This is a genomic window from Streptomyces sp. NPDC059895 (assembly GCF_042731035.1).
Taxonomy (GTDB): Bacteria; Actinomycetota; Actinomycetes; order Streptomycetales; family Streptomycetaceae; genus Streptomyces.
Map to the genome: position 1 here is coordinate 121106 of NZ_JBHWKO010000004.1, position 24196 is coordinate 145301.

Consider the following 24196-nt stretch of genomic DNA (forward strand, 5'->3'; position numbering starts at 1 on the left):
TCTGTTGCAGCAGGGGGCCTTACACGTCTAGAGCTGGCTGTTGATCAGGTGGCGCAGCCAGGCACCCAGTGCCTTGAGCGCCAGCCAGATCGAAACCTTCTTGACGATCTTCCGGTTGTTACGCTCCCCGCCCTCCGGCGGGTTGTCCATACGCGGCACCTTCCTCTCGGTCACGGAGCCGATCGGCCCCGATCGGGTTACCCGATCGACGGTTTGCGCCGCGAGAAAGATGTTGGGATGAGCTTACCGGGTTCCGTAGACAACACCGGTCCCTGAACGATGCGACCAGCATCAACTCCGGACCCGAATTGCTCTTTGACGGACGGTCAATTCCTTGCGTGCCGATCTTCACGGCTGCTACCAGCGAACATGTGGCCGAGTAACGCCTGTTGGGGGACATCGATCCGGAGATGGGTGCGGCATGGCGGGGTCATAGTGGGGAGTCCGTCTACGACATCTGACGCAGGCGCGATGCTTGCCGCATCCGTCGAATCTTGCTCCTGTGGCGTCGGTCACTCGAGCTGAAGCCGCCAGCGATGATCATTCGTACGGGACTCTCCCCTGGACGGACGCGTCTCGTCCGCCGCCCCTCCGGTTCGGCCGAGCCATCACGCAACAGATCGTGCGAAGAACCACGGGGGAACGACACCGGGCAGTCACAGAGTCCGACCACGCGAACGGCCCCCGACCGAATGTCCAGGTCAGGGGCCGTGCTCACTGCTCTCAGCGCGGAGGCGGTGGGATTTGAACCCACGGTGACATCGCTGCCACGACGGTTTTCAAGACCGTTCCCTTCGGCCGCTCGGGCACGCCTCCCCGCGCCGTGAGTGGTCCGCGGCGCGGGGACAAGAGTAACGGGTGGGCACGCGCGCGTGTGGTTCAGTCGTCGCCGAACCGGGGAGGTACGCGCGCGTGGCCCGGGATCAGCTGTCGCCCTCGCGAGAGCCGAGGGTGAGTTCGACGGTGTGGGACTTGCCGTCGCGCTCGTAGGTGATGGTGACCTTGTCGCCGGGCTCGTGGGTCCAGATCTCGCCGATGAGGGTCGGGCCGCTGTCGATGACCGTGTCGTCGAGCTTGGTGATGACATCGCCGGGCTCGAGGCCGGCCTTGTCGGCGGGGCCGCCCGACTCGACCGCGGCGGAGCCGCTCTGGCCCTCGTCGGTGATCTTCGCGCCGCCCGCGGCGTCCTCCAGGGAGACGGAGGCGCCGATCTTGGCGTACACCGGCTCGCCCGTCTCGATCAGCTGCTGGGCGACGTACTTGGCCTGGTTGATCGGGATGGCGAAGCCGAGGCCGATCGAGCCGGACTGGCTGGTGCCGCCCATGCCGCCGCTGCCGGTGGACTGGATCGCGGAGTTGATGCCGATGACGTTGCCCTTGGCGTCCAGCAGCGGGCCGCCGGAGTTGCCCGGGTTGATGGAGGCGTCCGTCTGCAGGGCGCTCATGTAGGAGGAGGAGCTGCCGGTGCCGTCGGACGAGGCCACCGGGCGGTTCTTCGCGCTGATGATGCCCGTCGTCACCGTGTTGGACAGGCCGAAGGGCGCGCCGATCGCGATGGTGGAGTCACCGACGGCGACCTTGTCGGAGTCGCCCAGCGTCAGCGGCTTCAGGTCCGAGGGGGCGTTCTTCAGCTTGATGACCGCCACGTCGTAGCCCTCGGCATGGCCGACGACCTCGGCGTCGTACTTCTTGCCGCTCGGGAAGGTGGCCGTGACCTTGCCGCCGTCGACCGCGTCCGCCACCACGTGGTTGTTGGTGACGATGTGGCCCTGGGTGTCGAAGACGAAGCCGGTGCCGGTGCCGCCCTCACCGCTGCTGGACTCGGCCTCGATGGTGACCGTGCTGGGCAGCGCGGTGGCGGCGACCGCGGCGACCGTGCCGGGGTCGCGCTTGACGGAGCCGCCGCTGTCGGTGGCGGAGACGGTGGTGGAGCCGGAGTCGTCGTCGTTCTTGGCGAGGGTGTAGCCGAGACCGCCGCCCAGGCCGCCGGCGACCAGCGCGGCCACCAGGACCGCGGCGGCCAGCGCGCCGCGACCGCGACGGGCCTTGGGGGGCGCGGGGGGCGTGGGCTGCTGGTAGGCGGCGCCCCAGACCGGCTCACCGGCGGCGTGGGCCGCGTGGTCGGTGGGGGCCGCGTGGTCGGTGGGGGCCGCGTGGACCGCGTGGACCGCGTAGTCGGAGGGGGCGGTGTGGTCGGAGTGACCGGGGTGACCGGGCTGCTCGGGGTGAGCGGTTTGCTCCGGGTGAACGGGCTGCTGCGGGTGACCGGGCTGCCCCGGAGTCCCGCCGAAACCGTCGGCGTACGTCGGAGCGGCCGGTGGCTGGGGCGGCGGCCAGTGGGCCTCGGGCGCGGACGGGCCGGGCGCGACGGCGCCCTGGGAAACGGTGGGCGGAGGCCAGTCACCCTGAGGCGCGCCGGCCGCGGCCGGCGCCGCGCTCACGGGCGCCGGCGGCAGGGGGGTGGTGGGCGCGCCGGCGTCGGGCACGGGCGGCTGCGCCTGCGGCGGCTGCTGTGCCTGAGTCTGCGGTTGGGGGGCGGCCGAGGGAGAATCCACCGGCACGGGGGGTGCGGACGGGGCCGGGGGAACCGTGGTGCCCTCGTTGGTGCCCTCGTTCTCGGTGCTCACAGCTCTTCTCCTCGATCCACGGCTGTTGTCCTCGGTCGCACTCGGTCACGCTCGTTCACGCTCTTCGTCGACCCGGCGCGCTGCAGCTGTGCATGTGCTTTTGTACGTCTCAGCTTTTCCCACGGGCCGTCAGAGCACCATAAGCGGTGGCTGTGGGTTCATGGCCATTCTTTATATGGGGCAATATTCTGCAATTCGGGCACTTCATCTGAACATCTCAGGTGGTTCTCAGAGGGTTCTCAGAAGACCGGTCCCCGACGCCCGCATTCCCTTCGCCGGACGCGTACCCCGCCCCGGTGGCACCATGACGCGGTGACCCACGCACGGCAGCAGCACACGATCCAGGTCGTCGCCCACCGAGGAGCCTCCGAAGAGGCCCCCGAGCACACTCTGGCCGCGTACAAGAAGGCGATCGAGGACGGTGCGGACGCCCTCGAATGCGACGTACGGCTGACCGCGGACGGCCATCTGGTCTGTGTGCACGACCGCCGGGTCAACCGTACGTCCAACGGCCGCGGTGCCGTCTCCGCCCTGGAGCTCGCCGACCTCGCGGCCCTCGACTTCGGCTCCTGGAAAGCACGGGACGCGCGCGAGGAGCCCGACTGGGAGGTCCGGCCCGAGGACCGTGAGGAGACCTCCGTGCTGACCCTGGAGCGGCTGCTGGCGCTCGTCGCCGACGCGGGGCGCCGGGTCGAGCTCGCCATCGAGACCAAGCACCCCACCCGCTGGGCCGGGCAGGTGGAGGAACGGCTGCTGCTCCTGCTGAAGCGTTTCGGCCTGGACGCGCCGGCCACGCCGGCCGAGTCCCCGGTGCGGATCATGAGCTTCTCGGCCCGCTCCCTGCATCGCGTGCGGACCGCCGCGCCGACGCTGCCGACGGTCTATCTGATGCAGTTCGTCTCGCCCCGGCTGCGTGACGGACGGCTGCCCGCGGGCGTGGGCATCGCCGGCCCGTCGATCCGGATCGTGCGCAGCCACCCCGCCTACGTGCGACGGCTGAAGCGGGCCGGCCACCAGGTGCACGTGTGGACCGTGAACGAGCCGGAGGACGTCGACCTCTGTGTCGAGCTGGGCGTCGACGCCATCATCACCAACCGCCCGCGCGCGGTGCTGCACCGGCTGAACCGGGGCTGAGACGAGCGGCCCGGCGGCGGGGGGAACCTCCGAGAGAAACCACAGAAGTCGCACAAGTCCCTCTCAGACCCCTTGACCACACTGGCCACCTGAAGGATCCTCCGTTATCAGCCATACCGAAATAATCCAGCCACCGCAGACCGTGCCGTCACGGGGAGTGCTCCGGCGCGTTCGGTCCGTATTCGATCGTCGCGAGTGCCCCACAGCACATGGATTGGCCGGTTTCCGGTACAGGCCAATGGGGCATCCACACCGTGGCGTGGGGCGAAGGAGGTCTCGGGGGTGGCGTTGGTGGTGGCACAGGAGGTGCCCACGTCGTCGAGCATGGCCGTACCCCATGGCCCTGCGGGCGTGGGGAAGGCAAGACACCGCATGCGCGACCAACTGCGCAGGGGCGGGGTGTCGGAAGCGGTCATCGACGACGCCGTACTGATCCTGTCGGAGCTTCTGAGCAACGCGTGCAAACACGGTCGGCCCCTGGGCGACGCCCTCACCGGGGACGGTGACGTGCGGGCCGCCTGGAGCGTGGACACCGGCGGCCGCCTGGTCGTCGAGGTGACCGACGGCGGCGGTCCGACTCGACCGTCCCCGGCGACACCCTCGGTCACCGCGCACGGCGGCCGCGGACTCAACATCATCACGGCTCTGTCCGACGACTGGGGCGTACGCGACGACGCCCGGGGCGAGGTCACGGTGTGGGTCGTCGTCCACGACGACGTGCACGACCCCGACGCCGGCGGCCGACGCGACGACTTCGCCTCCCGGATCACGGCCCCCGCCGTGATGTCCATCCCTGGTCTGGACTTCGCGGACACGTTCGACGACCTGGACTGACGGCCGGGACTGACGACCAGGGCCGGGACTGACGACCTGGACCGTCGACCTGGACCGACGGCCAGGGCTGCGGGTCAAGGCTGTGGTCAAGGCTGTGGGCCATGGCTTGCGCCGTGGCCCAGGCCAGTGGCCAGGACCGTGGGCCAGGGCTGACGGCCCAGGCTGGGGACCGAGGGCGTAGGACGAAGCGTGACGCCGAAGACTGAGGACCACGGCTGAGGACCACGGCCGGGGACCAAGGCCGGGGGCCAAGGCCGGGGACGTGAGCCGACGACTCGGCCCAAGGGCTCTCGTTCCGCCGTCTCAGGGCCATCCGCAGTCACCTCCGGGCACTCTCCCGTGTCCACGAGCCCGGCCGTTGTCCACAGGTTCCCGTGACGGAGCGTACGAGCGGCTAGGCTCCCGCCGTACCAGACGAGCCGTACCCGGGAGACACCCAGATGGCCAAGAAGCGACCCCAGACGAAGGCCGGCCGGCCGCAGATCACCGACGGGGAGATCCCGGTCGTCGGTGCCCGGGAACCGTGCCCCTGCGGCAGCGGACGCCGCTACAAGGCCTGTCACGGCCGGGCCGCCGCGCACGCCGTGACCGAGCTGGTGCAGCGTCCGTTCGAGGGCCTGCCCAACGAGTGCGACTGGGTGGCGCTGCGCGAACTGGTCCCGGCCGCCACCGTCGAGCTGACGCTCAAGGACGGACTGCCCGAGGGCGTCCCGTCGGTCACGCTCGCCACGGTCCTGCCGATGGCCTGGCCCGCGCTGCGCCGCGACGACGGCTCGGTCCTGCTCGGCCTGCAGAACGACACGGCGTCGGGCGACCTCAGCCGCGACCTCGCAGACACGCTCCAGCGCGCCCTCGAGGCGCAGCCCGGTACGCCCGTGCAGGGCCGCCGCGCCCCGGCCGACGGCCCGCGGATGCAGGACCTGCTCGACCTCGAAGGCGCGTTCGAGCCAGTTGTGCACACCGGCTTCGAGTTCTGGGTGCCGGACCCGGAGAACGCCACGCCGGAGGTGTCCGCCTCCCTGGAGCGGGCCAACGCGGCGGCGATCCCGACCGTGAAGCTGACCGGCGTGGACGCCGCCTACTGGTGCGAGACGCCGGAGAAGAACCACCTGCGCTGGGTCATGCCGCACGCGGAGGAGCGGCTTCTGGACGCCCTCGCGCGGCTGCACGCGGCGGGCCGTTCGAGCCTGGGCGAGGGCACCCGGCTGGTGGGCTCCTTCCGGGCGCACGGCCTGACGGTGCCGGTGTGGGACCTGCCGAGCGGGGTCTCGGCCGATGACGTGGAGAAGCCGGCCGCGGAGTTCGCCGAGCGTCTCGCGACGGCCCTGGCCTCGGACGCTCCGCTCACCGCCGACGAGCGCCGCGCGCGCGGCGGGCTGACCAACCGACAGGTGACGCTCAGCTGACCCGCGGTCCCGGACACCGGCGTGCTGACCGACCGGTCAGCACGCCGCCACCGCCGACCGACGTGACCCCGCTCACAACTGCCGGGCGAACAGGGCGAGTCGAGGCCGGAAGCGGCCATCTGCCGGTGTCCGGAAAGGAGATGAAGACAAGAGATCGAATTTGCCTTGAGCCGATCTCTTGTTACCGTTCCAGTAGCCCGGTTGCTGGTGCATCCCCCGTCGCCAGCAACCGGGTCTTTCCATGCCCCGGCGCGCCGCCACGGAAGCTGATCGTCCTCAACTCCCCTTCTCAACAGATGAGTTGCCGGACGTGTCGCTGGACGAGTCACCGGACGAGTTGCTGCCGGAGCGCAACAGCAGCGGCCCGGCACCGCCCGCCGCGGCGAACTCCGCGATCGCCGTGTACTCCGCCGGCCCGCCCCGGAGGCGCTCACGGGGCGTCTCACAGGTCCCCGGCTCGTCGTCGGCGCCCACCGCGCAGCGCATCCGCACCGTTCGCCCCCTCGGTTCCATGAAGCTCAGGACGGCGTCCAGGGACCGGCCGGTCGCGTTGCGGTAGTACGTGCGCGCCCATGTGTCCTCGCCCTGGATCAGCACACAGGTCTGCGCCTCGACACCGTCGGGGGAGCTGAGTTCGGGACCGCAGCGGGCCGCGGTGGCCAGGCCGAGGCCGAGGCCGAGCAGCAGGGGGGAGCGGGACGGCTCGGCGGGGACGGCCTTGGCGTCCGCACGGGAGTCCACCTCCGTACGGCGCCGGCCCTCCGCCCCCGTTCGTTCCTCCGCCGCCGTCCGGCCTTCCGCCGCCGTACCGCGGTCGCCGTCCGCGTCCCGGCCGCCGTCCGCGTCCCGGCCGCCGTCCGCGTCCCGGCCGCCGTCCGCGTCCCGGCCGCCGTCCGTGGGCCGCTCGCCGTCCGTACCGCCCCCGGTGCCCGTACGGCTCTCGGAGTCACGGCCACCGGAGTCCGTACGGCTCTCGGTCACCGCACCGCGATCGGTCACCGCGGGCAGCCGCACCGCCGGCCCCCCGCCGTCCCCCACGGATCCCGCGGACGCCATGGCCAGAGGAAGTGCGACCGCGCACACCACAGCGCCCCCGAGGGCGAGCAGACGAAGGTTCATGGAGCGGAAGATAACGAGCGAAGTCGGGCGTCCCCTCCGCGCACGCCCGACACCCTCACAACTCGGGCGCGCTCACACCCGTACGAGTGAGGACATCGACGACCTCGTCCACCACGGCCTCCACGTCGGGCACCCAGGGCGAGGCCGAGCCGGGCAGCGGAGCGCGCTCCCAGCGGATCTCCCCCTGGCCGGTCCCGGACGGAGGGAGGGCGAGGTAGCCGCCCTCGCCGTGGAAGCGCAGGGAGCCCGGCACGAAGTCCTTGGCGTACAGCAGCTCGCCCAACTGCTCCATCGAGTAGGGCCGGACGAGGATCGCCCAGCGGGTGGGCGAGGCGACGACCGGGCCGAGCCGCATGCCCTGCCGGTCCAGCGCCACGAGCGCGCGGGAGGCTGCGAGGGCGGGCAGGCTGACCGCGCAGGGGGCCGGGCCCCCGGTGGCCAGGACGATCGGCGCCGTCGGGCGGTTGGTCCACCACCAGCGCACCATGCGGGCGTCGGTCGTGGCCGCGAGGAGGCCGGGGTCGAAGGGATGAGCGCCGGGCACCGAGCACTCCGGGTCGGGGCAGCCGCAGCGGGAACGTCCCTGCGGGTCCGCCGTCACGCCCGGGAGCACGGGCCACTGCCATTCCGTCGCGAAGGTCAGGGCCGCGTCGATCAATTCAGGCCCCTCGTCGCTGCGCCGGGACAGGAGCCTGCGTCGCCTTCCGAGGATCTCGCGCATGAGCGCTCGTTCCTTTCCGTTGCACCGCTGGCAACACCGTGGGCCACATCACACCATGTGTCGATCACTTCACTGTGCGTACCTGTTGGCGCATCACACCCCTGCCGTGGACAAGGGGAACCCCTGGGGTTCGATCGTCCGCTGCTTCCGCGGCCAGTCCGTCCATACTGCGCCCATCTCGAGCATGGGCATGGCGTGGGGTGGCGAAGTCTGGCGTTTTGCCGTGCGCGTGGTTCTCTCCGCCTCCGCCACGGGAGGATGGGGCACGGTCGTCGGTGGCTAAGACGCCCGGGTCGGTCACCAGGTTCCGGGTGGCCCCCAACGACCCCTGGTCCTTACCGAGTACGTACCCATCACGACCGCTGTGACGCTCCGTGGAGCAAGGCCAGTCGACCGCAATAACCGTTTACCCGAGGCAGTTTTGCGCCAACTTTGCTTTTTCGCAAGGGAGCCGGATCAACGTGCGCGACAACCCCACTGGCCCCACGGACACCAGCGATCCCCGCAGGACAATGCTGGACATCCCCTCACGAGTGCGTGTACATGTGGAGACACCGCTAGCGGCGCAGAATGACATGGGGGTTTGCGATGCTTTCGCGCAATACGCAACGGTCCGAGAGCCGGACACCATGAACGCCCCTCACCCTTCGAAAGTGGCTGGAATCGACTCAACGGTTCCCTCTCCCGCCCACACTGTCGCGCCCGCGCCCGCCGCCCCGGCCGCCCCACCGGTTCCTCCCGCCGCGGGAGCGCTCCTCCAGGACCGCCTCGCCGGCTGGGTCTCGGACCTCACCACGCTCCACGAGCTCACCGAGCGCCTGGCCCGGACGGACACCCTGACCGACGCCCTCCAGGAACTGCTGCGCGCCGGAGCCGCCCTCGTGGGGGCCCGGCGCGGTCTCGTCGTCCTGGAGCCCGGCGACGGCCTCGGCCCGGACACCACGATCGGCCTCGGCCTCGGACGCGCCGATCTCGGCCACATCGAGACCGTGCCGCGCGGCGCCCTGCCCCATGGCCGGATCCTCGACGGGCTGCCCGGCGGCGAGGACGGGATCGCCCAGCCCGACCTGTTCGCCGAGGACGGCCTGCACCCGCGGCACCGCGAGGTCGCCGCCCGCCTCGGCTACGCCGCCAGCTACACCCTGCCCCTCACCGCCGCCGGGGCGGGCCGGCTGGGCGCCGCCGTCTGGCTCTACGACGAACCCGCCGAACCGGTCGAGCGCCGGCGCCACCTGGCCCGCCTGTACGTCCGCCACGCCGCCGAGCACCTCGCCCGGATCGTCGAGGTCGAGCGCACACGCGCTGCCATGGCGACGATGGCCGACGAGCTGCTGCCCTCGCGGCTGCCGAGGGTGGCCGGCGTCCAGCTCGCCGCCCGGCACCGCACCGGGCCGCGCGCGGGCGGCGACTGGTACGACGCGCTGCCGCTGCCGGACGCGGCCCTGGGCCTCGCCGTCGGCTCGGTCAGCGGGTCCGGGCCGAGCGCGGTCGCCGCGATGGGCCGGCTGCGCGCCTCCCTGAGGGCGTACGCCGTGATGGAGGGCGAGGACCCGGTCGCCGTCCTGTCCGACCTGGAGCTGCTGCTGCGGCTGACCGAGCCCGCCCGTTCCGCCACCGCCCTCTTCGCCTACTGCGAGCCCGAGCTGCGCAAGATCACCCTGGCCGGCGCCGGTCACTGCCCGCCGCTGCTGGTCGGCGCGCGGCGCACGGAGTTCGTCGAGACCTCCGTCTCCGCGCCGCTCGGCATGCTCGCCTGCTGGGAGGCGCCGAGCCTGGAGCTGGAGGCGGAGGCCGGCGAGACCGTGCTGCTCTACACCGACGGACTGCTGCACCGCACCGGCGACCCCGTCGACCGGGCCTTCGCCCGGCTGCACGCGGCCGCGGCCGGCGTCCCCAGGGCGCTCCGGCACGACCCCGGCGCGATCGCCGACCACGTGCTGCGGACCGTGCTGCCCGAGGGGCGGGACGCCACGGGCGGCGCGGAGGACGTCGTCCTGCTGGCGGCGCACTTCGAGTAGGACGCCGCGCGGAGAACGCCGCGAGCAGGACGCCGCGCGGCGGACGTCGTTCCCGCCGGCGGCGCGCTGAGCAGCAGCACGCCGGCCGGCCCGGGACAGCCGGGTAACAGGTACACGGGCCCTGGGCCCCCTTCTGTACGACCGTACGATGGGCCTAGTGCCGTACCTAGGAGGATGAACGTGGCCGAAGAGCTCATTCCGGAGACCCCGGAAGCTGTTCTGGACGATGCCGCCGACGACGCGGGCGAGCAGCCGATCAAGCAGCGCAAGAACGGCCTGTACCCGGGCGTGTCCGACGAGCTCGCCGAGAACATGAAGTCCGGCTGGGCCGACACGGAGCTGCGTGACCTGGCGCCGATCCCCCAGGCCGCCGAGACCGCCGCCCGCCGGGCCGCGCTCTCCGCGCGCTTCCCGGGCGAGCGCCTCGTGATTCCCGCGGGCAACCTGAAGACCCGCTCGAACGACACGGAGTACGCGTTCCGCGCCTCCGTCGAGTACGCGTACCTCACCGGCAACCAGACCGAGGACGGCGTCCTCGTCCTGGAGCCGCAGGGGGAGGGCCACTCCGCGACGATCTACCTGCTGCCGCGCTCCGACCGCGAGAACGGCGAGTTCTGGCTCTCCGGCCAGGGCGAACTGTGGGTCGGCCGCCGCCACTCCCTCACCGAGGCGGAGAAGCTGTACGGCCTCCCGGCCGCGGACGTGCGCGAGCTGGCCGGCACGCTGCGCGAGGCCACCGGCCCGGTGCGGGTCGTGCGCGGCCACGACGCCGGCATCGAGGCCGCGCTGACCGACAAGGTCACCGCCGAGCGCGACCAGGAGCTGCGCGTCTTCCTCTCCGAGGCCCGCCTGGTGAAGGACGACTTCGAGATCGGCGAGCTGCAGAAGGCCGTCGACTCGACGGTCCGCGGCTTCGAGGACGTGGTCAAGGTCCTCGACAAGGCGGAGGCGACCTCCGAGCGCTACATCGAGGGCACGTTCTTCCTCCGCGCGCGCGTGGAGGGCAACGACATCGGCTACGGCACGATCGCCGCGGCCGGCCCGCACGCCTGCACGCTGCACTGGGTGCGCAATGACGGGCCCGTGCGCTCGGGCGAGCTGCTGCTGCTCGACGCGGGCGTGGAGACGCACACGTACTACACGGCCGACGTCACGCGCACGCTGCCGGTCAACGGCCGGTTCAGCGAGATCCAGAAGAAGATCTACGACGCCGTGTACGACGCCCAGGAGGCCGGGATCGCGGCGGTCAAGCCGGGCGCGAAGTACCGGGACTTCCACGACGCCGCCCAGCGGGTGCTGGCCGAGCGGCTCGTGGAGTGGGGGCTCGTCGAGGGACCCGTGGAGCGGGTGCTCGAACTCGGCCTCCAGCGGCGCTGGACGCTGCACGGCACCGGGCACATGCTCGGCATGGACGTCCACGACTGCGCCGCCGCGCGGACCGAGTCGTACGTGGACGGCGTGCTGGAGCCCGGCATGGTGCTGACGGTCGAGCCCGGACTGTACTTCCAGGCCGACGACCTGACCGTGCCCGAGGAGTACCGCGGGATCGGGGTCCGGATCGAGGACGACATCCTGGTGACGGAGGACGGGAACCGCAACCTGTCCGACGGGCTGCCCCGGCGCTCCGACGAGGTCGAGACCTGGATGGCGTCGCTCCGGGCCTGACACCGGGACGACGGCTTCGCGCCGGGCCCGACACCGGGACGGCTCCCGGCCGGGCCTGGTGCCGGACGGCTTCGCGCCGGCCCGATACGGAGGCGATGGCCGGGTACTGGTGAGGTGCCCGGCCATCGCCGTGTCCGGACGGGCGCCGGCCCCGCCGTCGCGGTGTCCGGTCACCGCGGTATCCGGTCACCCGCCGTGTCCGGCCATCGCCGTGACCGGTCGTCGCCGTGACCGGTCGTCGCCGTGACCGGTCGTCGCCGTGACCGGTCGTCGCCGTGACCGGTCGTCGCCATGGCCGGATCGTCCGCGGACCACGTACCTAGGGGGAGGGACCACGTGAACGACTTCTGGCCCGGTGTCGGAGTCGATCTGCTACTGGAGTCCGACGACGGCGAAGGGCGGCGGGCCGGGCTGGAGCGGGCGCTGCGCGACGCCGTGCGGGACGGACGGCTGACGCCCGGGACACGGCTGCCCGCCACCCGGCGGCTCGCGGCCGAGGCCGGCCTCTCGCGCAACACCGTGAAGGCCGCCTACGACCAGCTCGTCGCCGAGGGATACCTGACGGCCCGGCAGGGCTCGGGCACCCGGGTCGCCGCGCTGCCCTCCGTCACCGCCGAGCCGCCGGACGCCCGCGCACGCGCGCGTGAACCGCGTTTCGACCTGCGGCCCGGCAGCCCGGACGTCGGGGCGTTCCCGGCGGCCGCCTGGCTGCGGGCGCTGCGCCGCGCCATCGCGACGGCACCCTCGCTGGCCTACGACTACGGGGATCCGCGGGGGCGGATGGAACTGCGCACGGCGCTGTCGCGGTACCTGGGGCGGGCGCGGGGCGTCGTCGCGCCGCCGGAGCGGATCGTGGTCACCTCCGGGTCCGTCCAGGGCCTCGCGCTGCTCACGCGGGTGCTGGAGGGCACGCGGGTCGCCATGGAGGACCCGGGGCTGCCCTTCCACCGGGAGGTCGTGCGGCACAACGGCGGCGAGGTGGTGCCGGTGCCGGTCGACGAACGGGGGGTGTGCGTGCGGGAGCTCAGGGACGCCGGGGCCGTGGTGGTCACGCCGTCGCACCAGTACCCGACCGGGGTGACCCTGCACCCCGCACGGCGGCGGGCGCTGACGGACTGGGCGCGCACGCGGGGCGCACTGATCGTCGAGGACGACTACGACGGCGAGTTCCGCTACGACCGGCAGCCGGTCGGCGCGCTCCAGGGAATGGCACCGGGGGAGGTCGTCTACCTGGGCACCGCGTCCAAGACGCTCGGGCCCGCGCTGCGCCTGGGCTGGATGGTGCTGCCGCCGCACCTGGTCGACGCCGTGGCCGACGCCAAGCTGCACAGCGACCACCACACCGAGTCCATCGGCCAGCTCGCGCTCACCGAACTGATCGACAGCCACGCCTACGACCGCCATGTGCGCGCCTGCCGGCTGCGGTACCGGCGCCGCCGGGACCTGCTCCTGGACCGGCTGGGCGCGCGCCGGGGCGTACGCGGGATCGCGGCCGGGCTGCACGCGCTGGTGGAGGTCCGCGACGAGGAGGAGGCGGTGGCGCGCGCGGAGGCGGAGGGGCTCGCGGTCGGGCGCCTCGGCGAGCACTGGCACACGCCCGGCGAGGGCGCCGGGACACGCCCCCAGGGGCTGGTGGTCGGCTACGGAACACCCCGGGAGCGCGCGTATCCGGACGCGTTGGACGTGCTGGTGAAGGTGCTGGACGGCAACGGGAGCTGAGTCGGGCTGCTGGTTCGGACTACTGCGGCGGACTACTGGGGCGGACTGCTGACTCGGGCTGCTGATTCGCACTGCTGAGGCGGACTGCTGACTCGGGCTGCTGATTGGGACTGCTGAGGCGAACTGCTGAGACGCGCCTCGATCGGTCATCCCGGGATGCCGCGGGGTGTGCCGGGGAGCGTGCGGGTGCGGCCCGGACGGAGGCGTAACCGGGAGCGTGCGGCCGCGCCCGGACGGAGGCGGGTGCCGTCCCGTCCCGCCGCGCCGGAGCGGGCGGTCCGCGCGGAGTACCCGCACGTCCGGGCGCGTACCCGCACGTCCCCGCCGGGCGGGATCAGGCAGCCCGCGCGCGCGTGTGCACCGGCAACCCGTCCACGAACAGCGCCCCCGCCAGCAGTCCCGCGCTCCCCCGCGGGCTCCACGCGCGCGCGTGGAGGTCCGCGTCGAACGCCGACAGGGCCTCGCGGCCGGCCGCCGTCGCCGTACCGCCCGCTTCCAGGACGGCACGGGCCCCCGCCTGGACGTGCCGCAGGCCCACCGGGCCGGCGGTGTGGAGGAGTTCGGTGTCCTGGAGGGTGGACATCACGGTGAGCAGCGCGTCGAGGCGGGCCTGGGGCTCTCCGGCGCCCGCGGTGCGGGCCTTGGCCAACGCGTCCAGCGCACGGCGGACGTGCGGGAAGCCGGCCCGGGCCTCGCCGCGGGCGCCGGCCGCGCCGTACTTCGCCGAGATCGTCGAGCCCCGCGACGGACGCCGCGGGGCGGCCCGGTCGGTGTGGGCGGCGATGCGTTTGGCGGTGGCGGCGACCTCGGCGCCCCGCGCGCGGGGATCGAGGGCGGCTGCCGCGACCAGCAGGCCCAGCGTCCACAGCGCGCCCCGGTGCCCGCCGCCGGCCAGTCCCACCGAGTGCTCGGCGCACCGTCCGATCGCGCCCAGCTCGGCGCGGAGCCGGGGCGTGGGTTCGCCGGTGCGGCGGGCGGCGGCGGCCATGGCAGCGAGGCCGGGTGCCAGCGCCTTCGCCGACCAGCGCAGGGCGCGGTGGTCGACGCGGGTGACGCGGGCGGTGAGATCACGCGGGTCGGGCAACCCGGGCTTGGGGGCCAGGGCGAGCTGCCCGGTCAGCGCGGACACGGCGGCCTGTGCGAGCGCCTCGTCCTCACGGCTCGTCACGGCCATGTCCTACGAGGACGAGGAGGACGTCGAGGCCGACGGGGCGTCGCTCGGCGGGGTGCCGGTCGGGGCGTCGCCCGGCGGCGTGCCGCCCTCGCCGCCACCGCCGCCGCCCGCGCCGGTGTTCTCGGCGTCCGGGTCGATGCCGACGGTCAGGAATCCCTTGTAGCCCTTGGACGGGTCGGCCTTCTTGACGGCCTTGAGGGTGAGCAGGCCGCTGGAGGCGCCACCGTCGTCGTAGACCATGTCGTCGGCGAGCTCGGTGTACGTGCCGGAGTGCTTCGAGTAGGGCTCCAGGGTGAACACCTCCTGGGCGATGTCGTCGTCGAAGAACAGCTGGCCGGTGTAGTTGACCTTGCCGCCCTCGTAGGTGCCGTCCTCCTTCTGGCCGCCGGTGTGCACCTTGAGGTGGATGTGGCAGGTGCGCGGCGTGTACCAGCCGGGGAAGATCGTCTCGAACTCGACGACCCCGTTGGCGTTGGCGATCTGGTAGCCGCGCAGGTAGGTGGCGTCGTTCGCGGTCGAGCCGTCCTCGCTCTCGGCGGGGGCCGAGCCGCCGGGGTTGGCGGTGGTGTAGCCGGAGTAGTAGCCCCAGGCGTCGCAGTGCCAGATCTCCACGGCCGCTCCCGGGACCGGGGTGCAGCCGTCGGTGGCGTCGACGACGGTCAGGCGCAGGGTCAGCGGGATGCCGCTCTTGCCCTCGGTGATGTCCTTGCGCACCAAGGCACCATCGAGGTAGTAGGGGCCCTCCGTGACGCTCGACATCAGCGTCATGCAGCTGCCGCCGGTCGAGGTCGCCGAGGCCGTGGCCGACGCCGTCGCCTCGCTCTCCGCGCCCGTGTCGGCGAACGCCGACTGGTAGCCGACGACGGCGAGCCCACCGGCGGCGGCCGTGCCACCGGTCACCGCCAGGGCGCGGCGCCTGGTGATCGTCTTGTTCTCGTGGTTTCCCGTCATGAGAACGAACGTAGGAACGCCACCCGTCAGGGAAGTGGGGTGAGGCTGTGGGCAGGCTGTGAGAACTGTGGAACCTGAAGACGGCCGGCCTGCGTCGGGCACCGCGTCACACGGCCATCAGCGGAGCACCCTTGCGCCACTTGAGGATCTTGTCGAAGCTCACCACCGCCCCGGTCCGACCCGGTTTGTTGCTGATGTGGACGTGGTCGGCGAGCTCCTGGATGAGGAACAGGCCACGGCCCGTCTCGTCGTCGGCGCCGGACACCTCGTAGGCCTGGAAGGGGCGCACCTGTCGCTCGGCGGTGAAGCCCGGGCCGGAGTCGGCGACCTCGATGCGACACTTCTCGCCGTCGAGGTAGGCGGTGACGCGGTACGCCTCCGAACAGCCGCCGTGCGCCGCGCCGCCGTGCTCGACGGCGTTGGCGCAGGCCTCGCTGAGGGCGACGGAGAGGTCGTAGGAGACGTCCGGGTCGACGCCCGCCGTCTCCATGGTGCCGAGCAACAGGCGCCGGGCGAGCGGCACGCTCGCGGCCTCGCGCCGCAGATGGAGTGACCACCAGATGCTCATGCTCCAGCCTCCTGGCCGCGGCTCGACATACCGATAGGTATTGCCGCCCGGACCCGTCGGTAAGCGCGAATCCCGCGTGACGCCGCCCATATGGGGGATGCGCGGCGGCGCCAAATCGGTGTATGCGGGCGTTTGAGGAGCCCGGGAGGCCGGTCTCACGGGACTCCGGTCCCACTGGTTCCTCCGGAACAGCCATCCCCACGGCCGCCACGGTCCACACAAAGGTGATCTTCCGGACCACCGGAATGTTGCGGACCTGCTGTGTGGGCGCCATAAGGCCAGTGGGATGATGAGCCCGCCATGACTGACCCCCACCGGCGCTCGGCGCGCTCCGGAGGTTCTCTCCGGCTGCTGCGGGCCGCGGTGTTCGCCGCGGTCTGCGTCGTGCTGGCCGGGGCCGGGCACTCGATGGCCGCCTGCGCCGCCGTTCCGCTGTGGACGCTGGGGGCGGGGTTCGCCGGGGCCCTCGCGGTCGTCGTGCCGCTCGCCGGGCGTGAGCGTTCCCTTCCCGGCATCGCCGCGCTGCTCGCCGTGGGGCAGACCGTGCTGCACACGCTGTTCGGGCTGGGTCAGCACGGCACCACGGCCGTGGCGTCGACCACGACGGCCGCCTCCGACGCCACACTGGTCGAGCAGGCCGCACGGCTGCTGTGCGGCACCACGGCCGCGGCGCTCAGCCCCGCCCAGGCCCAGCGGATCCTCGTCGAGGCACGGGTCTACGGGAACGGCACCGGCAGCGCCGCCGGCAGTGGGAGCGGTGACGCCGGCATGAGTGCCATGCACCATCCCGCGGACGCCCTGTCCACCGCCGGCTCGTCGGCGTCGCTGCTGCCCTCCCTGCCGATGCTGCTCGGCCACGTCCTCGCCGCGGTGGCCGCCGGATGGCTGCTGCGGCGCGGCGACACCGCCCTGCTGCGGCTGATGGACCTGTCGGCGCACGGCGTCGCCGAAGGCGCGCTCGTACGGGCCCTGTGTGGGGCGCTCGCGCTGGTACGCGCCCTGCTCGCGGGGCTGCCCGCGGCGCCCGCGTGGTGCCCTCGCCCCCCGCGCACCGCCCTGTCCACGCCTCTCGAGCCGTCCGCCGACGCACTCCAGCACACGGTGATCAGGCGCGGTCCGCCGGCCGCCGCGCTCCTCGTCCTCGCTGCCTGACGCGACGCGACCCGTCACTCCACGACACACCGGGAGGGGCCGCCGTCGTGCGGCACGCGCGCGTGCGCACGTTTCCCGTGCCCACGCCCCACCTCACCGCAGACCTCACTCGAAGTGGAGTGCTTCGCCGTCATGAAGATCTCTCGTCTCGCCGCCACCGCTGCCGTCGCCGGCTCCGCCGTTCTCGTGCTGTCCTCGCCCGCCTTCGCGCACGTCACCGTGCAGCCGGAGGGAACGGCCGCCAAGGGCGGGTACGCCCTGGTGAACTTCCGCGTCCCCAATGAGCGCGACAACGCCTCGACCACCAAGCTGGAGATCAACTTCCCGACCGACACGCCGCTCGCCTCGGTGCTGCCGCAGTCGCTGCCCGGCTGGAAGATCGTCGTCACCAAGAGCAAGCTGGCCAAGCCGCTGGAGCTGCACGGGCAGCAGGTGACCGAGGCCGTCTCCAAGGTCACCTGGACCGCGGAGGACAAGGGCATCCAGCCCGGCTACATCCAGCAGTTCCCGGTCTCCGTCGGCGCGCTGCCCGAGGACACCGACGAGGTCGTCTTCAAGGCGATCCAGACGTACTCCAACAAGGAGGTCGTGCGCTGGATCGAGGTGCAGGAGGAGGGCGCCGAGGAGCCCGACACCCCGGCTCCCGTGCTCACCCTGTCCGACGCGGCCGACGACGACCACGCCCACGCCTCCGCCTCCGCCTCCGCCTCCGCAACCGAGGAGGACGACACCGAGGCGGCCGCCGCGACGACCGAGGCCTCCGACTCCTCCGGCGGCACCGACACCACCGCCCGCGTCCTGGGCGTCGTCGGCATCGTCGTCGGCGCCGCCGGCGTGGCGTACGGCGTGCTCGCCGGCCGCCGCCGGACCGGAACCGGCGACGCCTCCTGACGTCAGGCCGTCCGTGGTGCGCGCCGGGGCCAGGACCCCGGCGCGCACCAGAATCATCACATCTGGGACTTTTCATCCATGCGTAAGACGACGTTCGCCGCGGCCGCACTGCTCGCCGCCGCCTCCCTCACCCTCTCCGCCTGCGGCAGCAGCGACGACAGCGGCTCCAGCCCCGTCGCCGCCGTCGCCGAGGACGGCTCGCAGCAGGCCGCGACCGTGCTCGACCAGCCCTTCACCAAGCCGGACCTGGTACTGACCGACACCCAGGGCAAGCAGTACGACCTCCGCGAGGAGACCGCCGGCCACCCGACGCTGCTGTACTTCGGCTACACCAACTGCCCCGACGTCTGCCCGCTGACGATGAGCAACATCGCCGTGGCGAAGAAGCAGCTGTCCGACGCCGAACAGGACGAGCTGCGCGTGGTGTTCGTCACCACCGACCCGGACCGCGACACCTCCGCCGCGCTCGGCGCCTGGCTGAAGGGCATCGACCCGCGGGTGGTCGGACTGACCGGTGACTTCACCACCATCCAGACCGCCGCCCGCACCCTCGGCATCTCCATCGAGGCGCCGCACAAGGACAAGAACGGCAAGACGGTCTCCACCCACGGCACCCAGGTCATCGCCTTCTCCCCCAAGACGGACGCCGGCTACCTCCTCTACGGCGAGGACGCCACGGTCGACGACTACACCAAGGACCTGCCCAAGATCATCAAGGGGCAGAACCCGTGAGGCGGTTCACCGCCTGCGCCACCGCCGTCCTGGCCGGAAGCCTGGTCCTCGCGGGCTGCGGATCCGACGCCTCCGCGGCCGACCTGTCCGTGAGCGGCGCCTACCTGCCGCAGCCGGTCTCCGACTCCATGGCGGCCGGATTCCTGACGATCACCAACGAGGGCGGGACGAAGGACGAACTGACCTCCGTCAGCAGCGACATCGCCGGCAGCGTGACCGTCCACGAGACGGTCGACGGGGCGATGGAGGAGGTCGACTCCCTCGACGTGCCCGCGCACGGCCGGGTCGTGCTCGCCAGCGGCGGGAACCACCTGATGTTCGAGAAGCTGACGCACCGGCCCAGTCTGGGCGAGAAGGTGACCGTGGAACTGCACTTCACCGAGTCCGGAACCGTCGAGGTCGAGATGCCGGTGGAAGCCGCCACCTACACCCCGAAGACCGGGAACTGAGGGAGGGGACCACCGTGAGCCAGACCATCGCCCCCGGTGCCCGTAGGCCCAACGGCACGCCCAGGACCCGCAGGCCGGGTACCGCCGCGGCGGCCGGGGCGCGGACACTGGTGCTGCTGTTCCTCGCCGTCGCCGGCGCGCTCCTCGCCGGCGCCGGACCGGCGTCCGCGCACGCCGCGCTGACCGGCAGCGACCCCGCGCAGGGGGCGGTGGTCGACACGGCACCCGCACAGGTGTCGCTGACCTTCTCCGAACAGGTCGCGATGAACGGCGACTCCCTGCGCGTCCTCGACCCCAAGGGCACCCGCGCCGACACCGGCGAGCCGTCCAACGTCAGCGGCACCACCTACGCCGTGCAACTGCACTCGGGGCTGCCCGACGGCACGTACACGGTGACCTACCAGGTGGTGTCCGCCGACAGCCACCCCGTCGCCGGCGCCTACACCTTCTCCATCGGCTCCCCCTCGAAGACCAGCGTCTCGGTCTCCGCGCAGGAGGCCGGCGGCGGAGTCGTCGGCGGGCTGTACGGGTTCGGGCGGTACGCGTCCTACGCCGGTTACCTCGTCATGGTCGGCGGGGCCGTGTTCGTGCTGGCCTGCTGGCCGCGCGGCACGGGGGTGCGGGCCGTGCAGCGGCTCGTGGTCTCCGGCTGGCTCGCGCTCACCGCGGCCACCCTGTTCCTGCTGCTCCTGCGCGGCTCCTACACCGGCACCGGGAAAGTCGCCGACATCGTCGACCTCGACCTGCTCGGGCAGGTCCTCCAGACGAAGACGGGCGCCGCGCTGGTCTCCCGGCTGCTGCTGCTCGCGGCGGCCGCACTGTTCATCGCCGTGCTGTTCGGCGCGTACGACAAGCGGGAGGACGAGGAGAAGCGGGACCTGACCTTCGGACTGGCCGTCGGCGGCTCGGTCGTGGCCGCCGGTCTCGCGGCGAGCTGGGCGATGGCGGAGCATGCCTCCACCGGACTTCAGCCCGGCATCGCGATGCCCGTGGACGTCCTGCACCTGCTGGCCGTCGCCGTCTGGCTGGGCGGGCTGTGCGCGCTGCTCGTGGCGTTGTACCGCTCGGACACACCGGTCGAGGCGCCGGCCGTCCGCCGTTTCTCGCAGGTCGCCTTCGCCTCCGTGCTCGCCTTGGTCGTGACCGGCGTCTACCAGTCGTGGCGCCAGCTCGGATCCTGGTCGGCCTTCACCGACACCCGCTACGGGCAGCTCCTGCTCGTCAAGATCGGACTGGTGGCGCTGCTGGTCGGCCTCGCCTGGATCTCACGGCGGTGGACGGCACGGATGACGGGGACGGCGCCCGTGGCTGCCTCCGGGAAGGCGTCCGTCGCGGCGCGGTCCGCGGCGCGGGAACCCGCCTCCGTGAAGGTGTCCTCCGACGAGGCGGCGACCGGCGCCACGGCGACGGGCAGGACGGCGACCGGCACCACCGCGGCGGGGAAGGGCACGGCCGGTGCCGGAGCCCGCGACAAGGACGGCAAGCGGGCCGCGCAGCTCGCCCGGCAGCGGGCCGCCGTGGAGGCCGCGCGGCAGAAGCGGCAGCGCGACGCCGACCCGAACCGCTTCGGCCTGCGCCGCTCGGTGCTCGCGGAGGCGGGCGTCGCCGTCGTGCTGCTCGCCGTCACCACCGCGCTGACGTCCACCGAGCCCGGCCGTACGGAGCAGGAGGCCAGGGCGGCCACGGCGGCCTCCTCGTCGTCCCCGACGGCCGGCTCCGGCGCCCTGACCCTCGACATGTCCTTCGACACCGGCGGCACCGACGGCCAGGGCGTGGTCAGCGTGAACCTCGACCCCGCGCGGACCGGCGCCAACGTCATGCACGTCTACGTCACCCGCCCCAACGGCCGCGCCTTCGACGTCCCCGAAGTGAAGCTCGCCTTCACGCTCGAGGCCAAGGACGTCGGGCCGCTGCCCGTCACGCCCGACCACATCACCACCGGCCACTGGTCGGCGGACGGAGTGCAGATCCCCATGGCCGGCGAATGGAAGATCGCCGTGACCGTGCGGACCTCCGACATCGACCAGGTGACCGTCTCCAAGAACGCGCAGATCGGCTGAACCGCACCATGCCCGACCAGTCCACCGGGGCGGCCCGCACGCCCGACGCCGACGCCGACACCGGAACCGACCGCAGGACCAGCTTCAAAAGGACCGGTTCCCGCACCGGCTCCAAAGCCGACTCCAAAGCCGACTCCAAGACCGGCTCCAAGACCGGCTCCAGGGCCGGCTCCAGGGCCGATGCCGGGACGGGACCCGAGGCGGTCTCCGCGGAGGCCGCCGCAGCGACCTCCGCTCCCGGGAACCTGTCCCGGCGCAAGCTGCTCGGTACCGCCGGCGCCACCGGACTCGTACTCGGTGCCGCGGGCGCGGGCGCCGGGTATGCCGCCGCGCCCGCGCAGGCGACCCCGCTGTCCTCGATCGGCTCCGAGCAGGCGATGTTCCACGTGAAACATCAGCCCGGCATCACCCAGGGCCTCCAGGCCCGCGGGCACCTGGTCGCCTTCGACCTCGCCGCCGGAGCCGGCCGCAAGGAGGCCGCCGCGCTGCTGCGCCGCTGGTCCGAGACGGCCCGGCGCCTGATGGCGGGCGAGGAGGCACCGCACGACGACACCGGCGTGGCCCGGGACGCCGGTCCCTCCGGGCTGACCGTCACCTTCGGCTTCGGCCACAGCTTCTTCACCCGCACCGGCCTGGAGAAGCAGTGCCCGGTCGCCCTGGACCCCCTGCCGGACTTCTCCGCCGACCAGCTCGACAAGTCCCGCAGCAACGGTGACCTGTGGGTGCAGATCGGCGCCAACGACGCACTGGTGGCCTTCCACGCCCTGCGCGCGATCCAGAAGGAGGCGGGCAGCGCCGCCACCGTCCGCTGGCAGATGAACGGCTTCAACCGCACGCCGGGCGCCACCGCCCACCCCATGACCACGCGCAACCTCATGGGCCAGATGGACGGCACCCGCAATCCCCGGCCGACGGACGCCGACTTCGACGAGCGGATCTTCGTGCCGGCGTCCGGCTCGAACGACCCCGCCTGGATGGCCCACGGCTCCTACGTCGTCGTACGCCGTATCCGCATGCTCCTCGACGACTGGGAGAAGCTGTCGCTCAAGGCCCAGGAGCAGGTCATCGGGCGCCGCAAATCCGACGGGGCGCCGCTGACCGGAGGCACCGAGACGACCGAGATGGACCTGGAGAAGACCGACGCCGACGGCGACCTGGTCGTCCCGCTCAACGCGCACGCCCGGATCACCCGCCCCGACCAGAACGGGGGCGCGGCCATGCTGCGGCGGCCGTTCTCGTACCACGACGGCATCGACGCGGACGGGGTGCCGGACGCGGGGCTCCTCTTCGTCTGCTGGCAGGCGGACCCGTTGCGCGGCTTCGTCACGGTGCAGCGCAAGCTGGACCGCGGGGACGCCCTGTCGGCGTACATCCGCCACGAGGCGAGCGGTCTCTTCGCGGTGCCGGGCGGGGCGGCGAAAGGGGAGTACGTGGGGCAGCGGCTGCTGGAGGCGTGAGGGAGAAGCAGCCGCCGCCCGAGTCCCGCGAGAGGCATCGCGAGACGTGTCGAAAGCCTTTTCCGGGAGCTGTCGAGGTCACGCGGATTCACTCGGGGGAGCGGCAGGCGTGAGATGCGTACGTCCGGTTCCGCAAGGGCCATTAGGGTGAGGTCATGCCAGCGAGCTACGCGTACCTCGGCCCCGAGGGCACCTTCACGGAGGTCGCCCTGCGCACGCTGCCCGAAACGGCCACCCGACAGCTGATCCCGTACGTCTCCGTACAGTCCGCCCTGGACGCGGTGCGCACGGGAGAGGCCGAGGCCGCGTTCGTGCCGATCGAGAACTCCGTCGAGGGCGGGATCACCACCACCCTCGACGAGCTGGTCGCCGGCGCGCCACTGATGATCTACCGCGAGGTGCTGCTGTCGATCACCTTCGCGCTGCTGGTCCGTCCCGGCACCGAACTGTCGGACATCAAGACGGTCACCGCACACCCGGCCGCGCAGCCGCAGGTACGCAACTGGCTGAAGGCGAACCTCCCGGACGCGGTGTGGGAGTCGGCCGCCTCGAACGCCGACGGCGCCCGTCTGGTGCGGGAGGGCCGCTACGACGCGGCCTTCGCGGGCGAGTTCGCGGCGGCCCGGTACGGCCTGGAGTCCCTGGAGACCGAGATCCACGACGCGGAGAACGCGCAGACGCGGTTCGTGCTGGTGGGCCGTCCGGCCCGGCCCGCGGCTCCGACGGGGGCCGACAAGACGTCCGTCGTACTGTGGCAGCGCGACGACCACCCCGGCGCCCTGCGCGACCTGCTGGGCGAGTTCGCCACCCGTGGCATCAACCTCATGGTGCTGCAGTCCCGGCCGACCGGCGCGGGCATCGGCAACTACTGCTTCTGCATCGACGCCGCCGGCCACATCACCGACCGGCGGATGGCCGAGGCGCTCATGAGCCTCAAGCGGATCTGCCGCGATGTGCGCTTCCTCGGCTCGTACCCGCGCGCGAACATCACCGCGGCCGAAGTGCGGGCTCCGCTGCCCGGCACCTCGGACGAGGAGTTCGTGTCGGCGGCGGACTGGGTCGCGCGCTGCCAGGACGGCCGTTTCTGACCCACCGGTCCTACCGGCGTGTCTTCGTTGTCCACAGAAGTTATCCACAGGGCGGCTTCTCGACCTGGGGACAAGTCGACAACGAAGCGCCCTTCAGTCGACAAATCGCCCTTCGGGCCACAAGGGTGGTCCCGGCCCGACAGATCACCCTTCGTCTACCCGCTTCCTTCGATCGACCCTTTGGGGCGACCCATTTCCACCCGAAAGTGGGCGCGAGAACGGTTTGACCAAGGAATTGTGCGGTCCATGAGCCGCCTCAGGAATGATCGATTCCGATGTCCACAGATTTTTCGCACAGCCTGTGGATAACTCTTCCCGGGTGTGGATCCCTGTGGACAACGGGCCCCCAAGTCCCGTTCTCCGCAAGGCGATCGAGTCGCCCCGGCGCCGGACGCCCGCTCCGCCCCGGGGAACAAAGCACTCCGATCGGC

The 24196-nt window shown here is 72.3% G+C and carries 20 protein-coding genes and 1 tRNA gene; 13 read left to right on the forward strand and 8 right to left on the reverse strand.

Annotated features, from left to right (window positions below; all coding sequences use genetic code 11):
* Positions 1-27 precede the first annotated feature (27 nt).
* The 3 genes from ACFV9M_RS06355 to ACFV9M_RS06365 all read right to left on the reverse strand — a co-directional run bounded on the left by ACFV9M_RS06355 (position 28) and on the right by ACFV9M_RS06365 (position 2627).
* Positions 28-150 (reverse strand): hypothetical protein, encoded by a 123-nt coding sequence (locus tag ACFV9M_RS06355; RefSeq protein WP_385063651.1) that lies wholly within the window; start codon positions 148-150, stop codon positions 28-30.
* Positions 151-729: 579 nt separating this feature from the next.
* A tRNA-Ser gene (locus ACFV9M_RS06360) sits at positions 730-816 on the reverse strand.
* Between the two features lie 107 nt (positions 817-923).
* Complete coding sequence (locus ACFV9M_RS06365; RefSeq protein ID WP_385063650.1) at positions 924-2627, reverse strand: trypsin-like peptidase domain-containing protein; 1704 nt, start codon at positions 2625-2627, stop codon at positions 924-926.
* Positions 2628-2939: 312 nt separating this feature from the next.
* Here ACFV9M_RS06365 and ACFV9M_RS06370 point away from each other — a divergent pair, with 312 nt between their 5' ends.
* The 3 genes from ACFV9M_RS06370 (at position 2940) to ACFV9M_RS06380 (ending at position 6001) form a co-directional block, all read left to right on the forward strand.
* Positions 2940-3761 (forward strand): glycerophosphodiester phosphodiesterase, encoded by an 822-nt coding sequence (locus ACFV9M_RS06370; RefSeq protein WP_385063648.1) that lies wholly within the window; start codon positions 2940-2942, stop codon positions 3759-3761.
* A gap of 282 nt (positions 3762-4043) precedes the next feature.
* A complete protein-coding gene (locus ACFV9M_RS06375) occupies positions 4044-4595 on the forward strand; it encodes an ATP-binding protein (protein ID WP_385063647.1) in 552 nt (183 codons plus the stop codon).
* Between the two features lie 440 nt (positions 4596-5035).
* Positions 5036-6001, forward strand: coding sequence for a DUF5926 family protein (locus tag ACFV9M_RS06380; RefSeq protein WP_385063645.1), 966 nt, complete (start codon positions 5036-5038; stop codon positions 5999-6001).
* A gap of 276 nt (positions 6002-6277) precedes the next feature.
* Here the strand turns inward: ACFV9M_RS06380 and ACFV9M_RS06385 are convergent, their stop codons facing one another.
* Both ACFV9M_RS06385 and ACFV9M_RS06390 read right to left on the reverse strand, forming a co-directional pair.
* Complete coding sequence (locus ACFV9M_RS06385) at positions 6278-6982, reverse strand: hypothetical protein (RefSeq protein WP_385063693.1); 705 nt, start codon at positions 6980-6982, stop codon at positions 6278-6280.
* Positions 6983-7175: 193 nt separating this feature from the next.
* A complete protein-coding gene (locus ACFV9M_RS06390; protein WP_385063643.1) occupies positions 7176-7841 on the reverse strand; it encodes a bifunctional DNA primase/polymerase in 666 nt (221 codons plus the stop codon).
* A 512-nt stretch (positions 7842-8353) separates the two neighbouring features.
* Between ACFV9M_RS06390 and ACFV9M_RS06395 the strand changes: the two genes are divergently transcribed.
* The 3 genes from ACFV9M_RS06395 (at position 8354) to ACFV9M_RS06405 (ending at position 13243) form a co-directional block, all read left to right on the forward strand.
* Positions 8354-9859: a PP2C family protein-serine/threonine phosphatase gene (locus ACFV9M_RS06395; protein WP_385063691.1), complete on the forward strand. Its 1506-nt coding sequence runs from the start codon at positions 8354-8356 to the stop codon at positions 9857-9859.
* Between the two features lie 174 nt (positions 9860-10033).
* Positions 10034-11524 (forward strand): aminopeptidase P family protein, encoded by a 1491-nt coding sequence (locus ACFV9M_RS06400; protein ID WP_385063641.1) that lies wholly within the window; start codon positions 10034-10036, stop codon positions 11522-11524.
* 336 nt (positions 11525-11860) lie between these two features.
* Entirely contained in the window at positions 11861-13243 is a 1383-nt protein-coding gene (locus ACFV9M_RS06405) for a PLP-dependent aminotransferase family protein (RefSeq protein WP_385063639.1), read from the forward strand.
* A 334-nt stretch (positions 13244-13577) separates the two neighbouring features.
* Here the strand turns inward: ACFV9M_RS06405 and ACFV9M_RS06410 are convergent, their stop codons facing one another.
* The 3 genes from ACFV9M_RS06410 to ACFV9M_RS06420 all read right to left on the reverse strand — a co-directional run bounded on the left by ACFV9M_RS06410 (position 13578) and on the right by ACFV9M_RS06420 (position 15936).
* Positions 13578-14411, reverse strand: coding sequence for a triphosphoribosyl-dephospho-CoA synthase (locus ACFV9M_RS06410; RefSeq protein ID WP_385063637.1), 834 nt, complete (start codon positions 14409-14411; stop codon positions 13578-13580).
* Positions 14412-14420: 9 nt separating this feature from the next.
* On the reverse strand, positions 14421-15368 hold the full coding sequence (locus ACFV9M_RS06415) for an intradiol ring-cleavage dioxygenase (protein WP_385063635.1): 948 nt from the start codon (positions 15366-15368) through the stop codon (positions 14421-14423).
* A gap of 106 nt (positions 15369-15474) precedes the next feature.
* A complete protein-coding gene (locus ACFV9M_RS06420) occupies positions 15475-15936 on the reverse strand; it encodes an ATP-binding protein (RefSeq protein WP_385063633.1) in 462 nt (153 codons plus the stop codon).
* 300 nt (positions 15937-16236) lie between these two features.
* On the opposite strand from ACFV9M_RS06420, the gene ACFV9M_RS06425 reads away from it, so the two are divergent.
* From ACFV9M_RS06425 to pheA, 7 genes are all read left to right on the forward strand, one after another.
* Complete coding sequence (locus ACFV9M_RS06425) at positions 16237-17088, forward strand: hypothetical protein (RefSeq protein WP_385063631.1); 852 nt, start codon at positions 16237-16239, stop codon at positions 17086-17088.
* A gap of 132 nt (positions 17089-17220) precedes the next feature.
* Complete coding sequence (locus tag ACFV9M_RS06430) at positions 17221-17979, forward strand: YcnI family protein (protein WP_385063629.1); 759 nt, start codon at positions 17221-17223, stop codon at positions 17977-17979.
* Between the two features lie 78 nt (positions 17980-18057).
* Positions 18058-18711 (forward strand): SCO family protein, encoded by a 654-nt coding sequence (locus ACFV9M_RS06435; protein WP_385063627.1) that lies wholly within the window; start codon positions 18058-18060, stop codon positions 18709-18711.
* Positions 18708-19160, forward strand: coding sequence for a copper chaperone PCu(A)C (locus ACFV9M_RS06440; protein WP_385063625.1), 453 nt, complete (start codon positions 18708-18710; stop codon positions 19158-19160). Before ACFV9M_RS06435 ends, ACFV9M_RS06440 begins: the two co-directional genes overlap by 4 nt.
* 110 nt (positions 19161-19270) lie before the next feature.
* Entirely contained in the window at positions 19271-21220 is a 1950-nt protein-coding gene (locus ACFV9M_RS06445) for a copper resistance CopC/CopD family protein (RefSeq protein WP_385063689.1), read from the forward strand.
* A gap of 8 nt (positions 21221-21228) precedes the next feature.
* A complete protein-coding gene (gene efeB, locus ACFV9M_RS06450) occupies positions 21229-22677 on the forward strand; it encodes an iron uptake transporter deferrochelatase/peroxidase subunit (protein ID WP_385063623.1) in 1449 nt (482 codons plus the stop codon).
* 155 nt (positions 22678-22832) lie between these two features.
* Complete coding sequence (pheA, locus tag ACFV9M_RS06455; protein ID WP_385063621.1) at positions 22833-23765, forward strand: prephenate dehydratase; 933 nt, start codon at positions 22833-22835, stop codon at positions 23763-23765.
* Positions 23766-24196 lie beyond the last annotated feature (431 nt).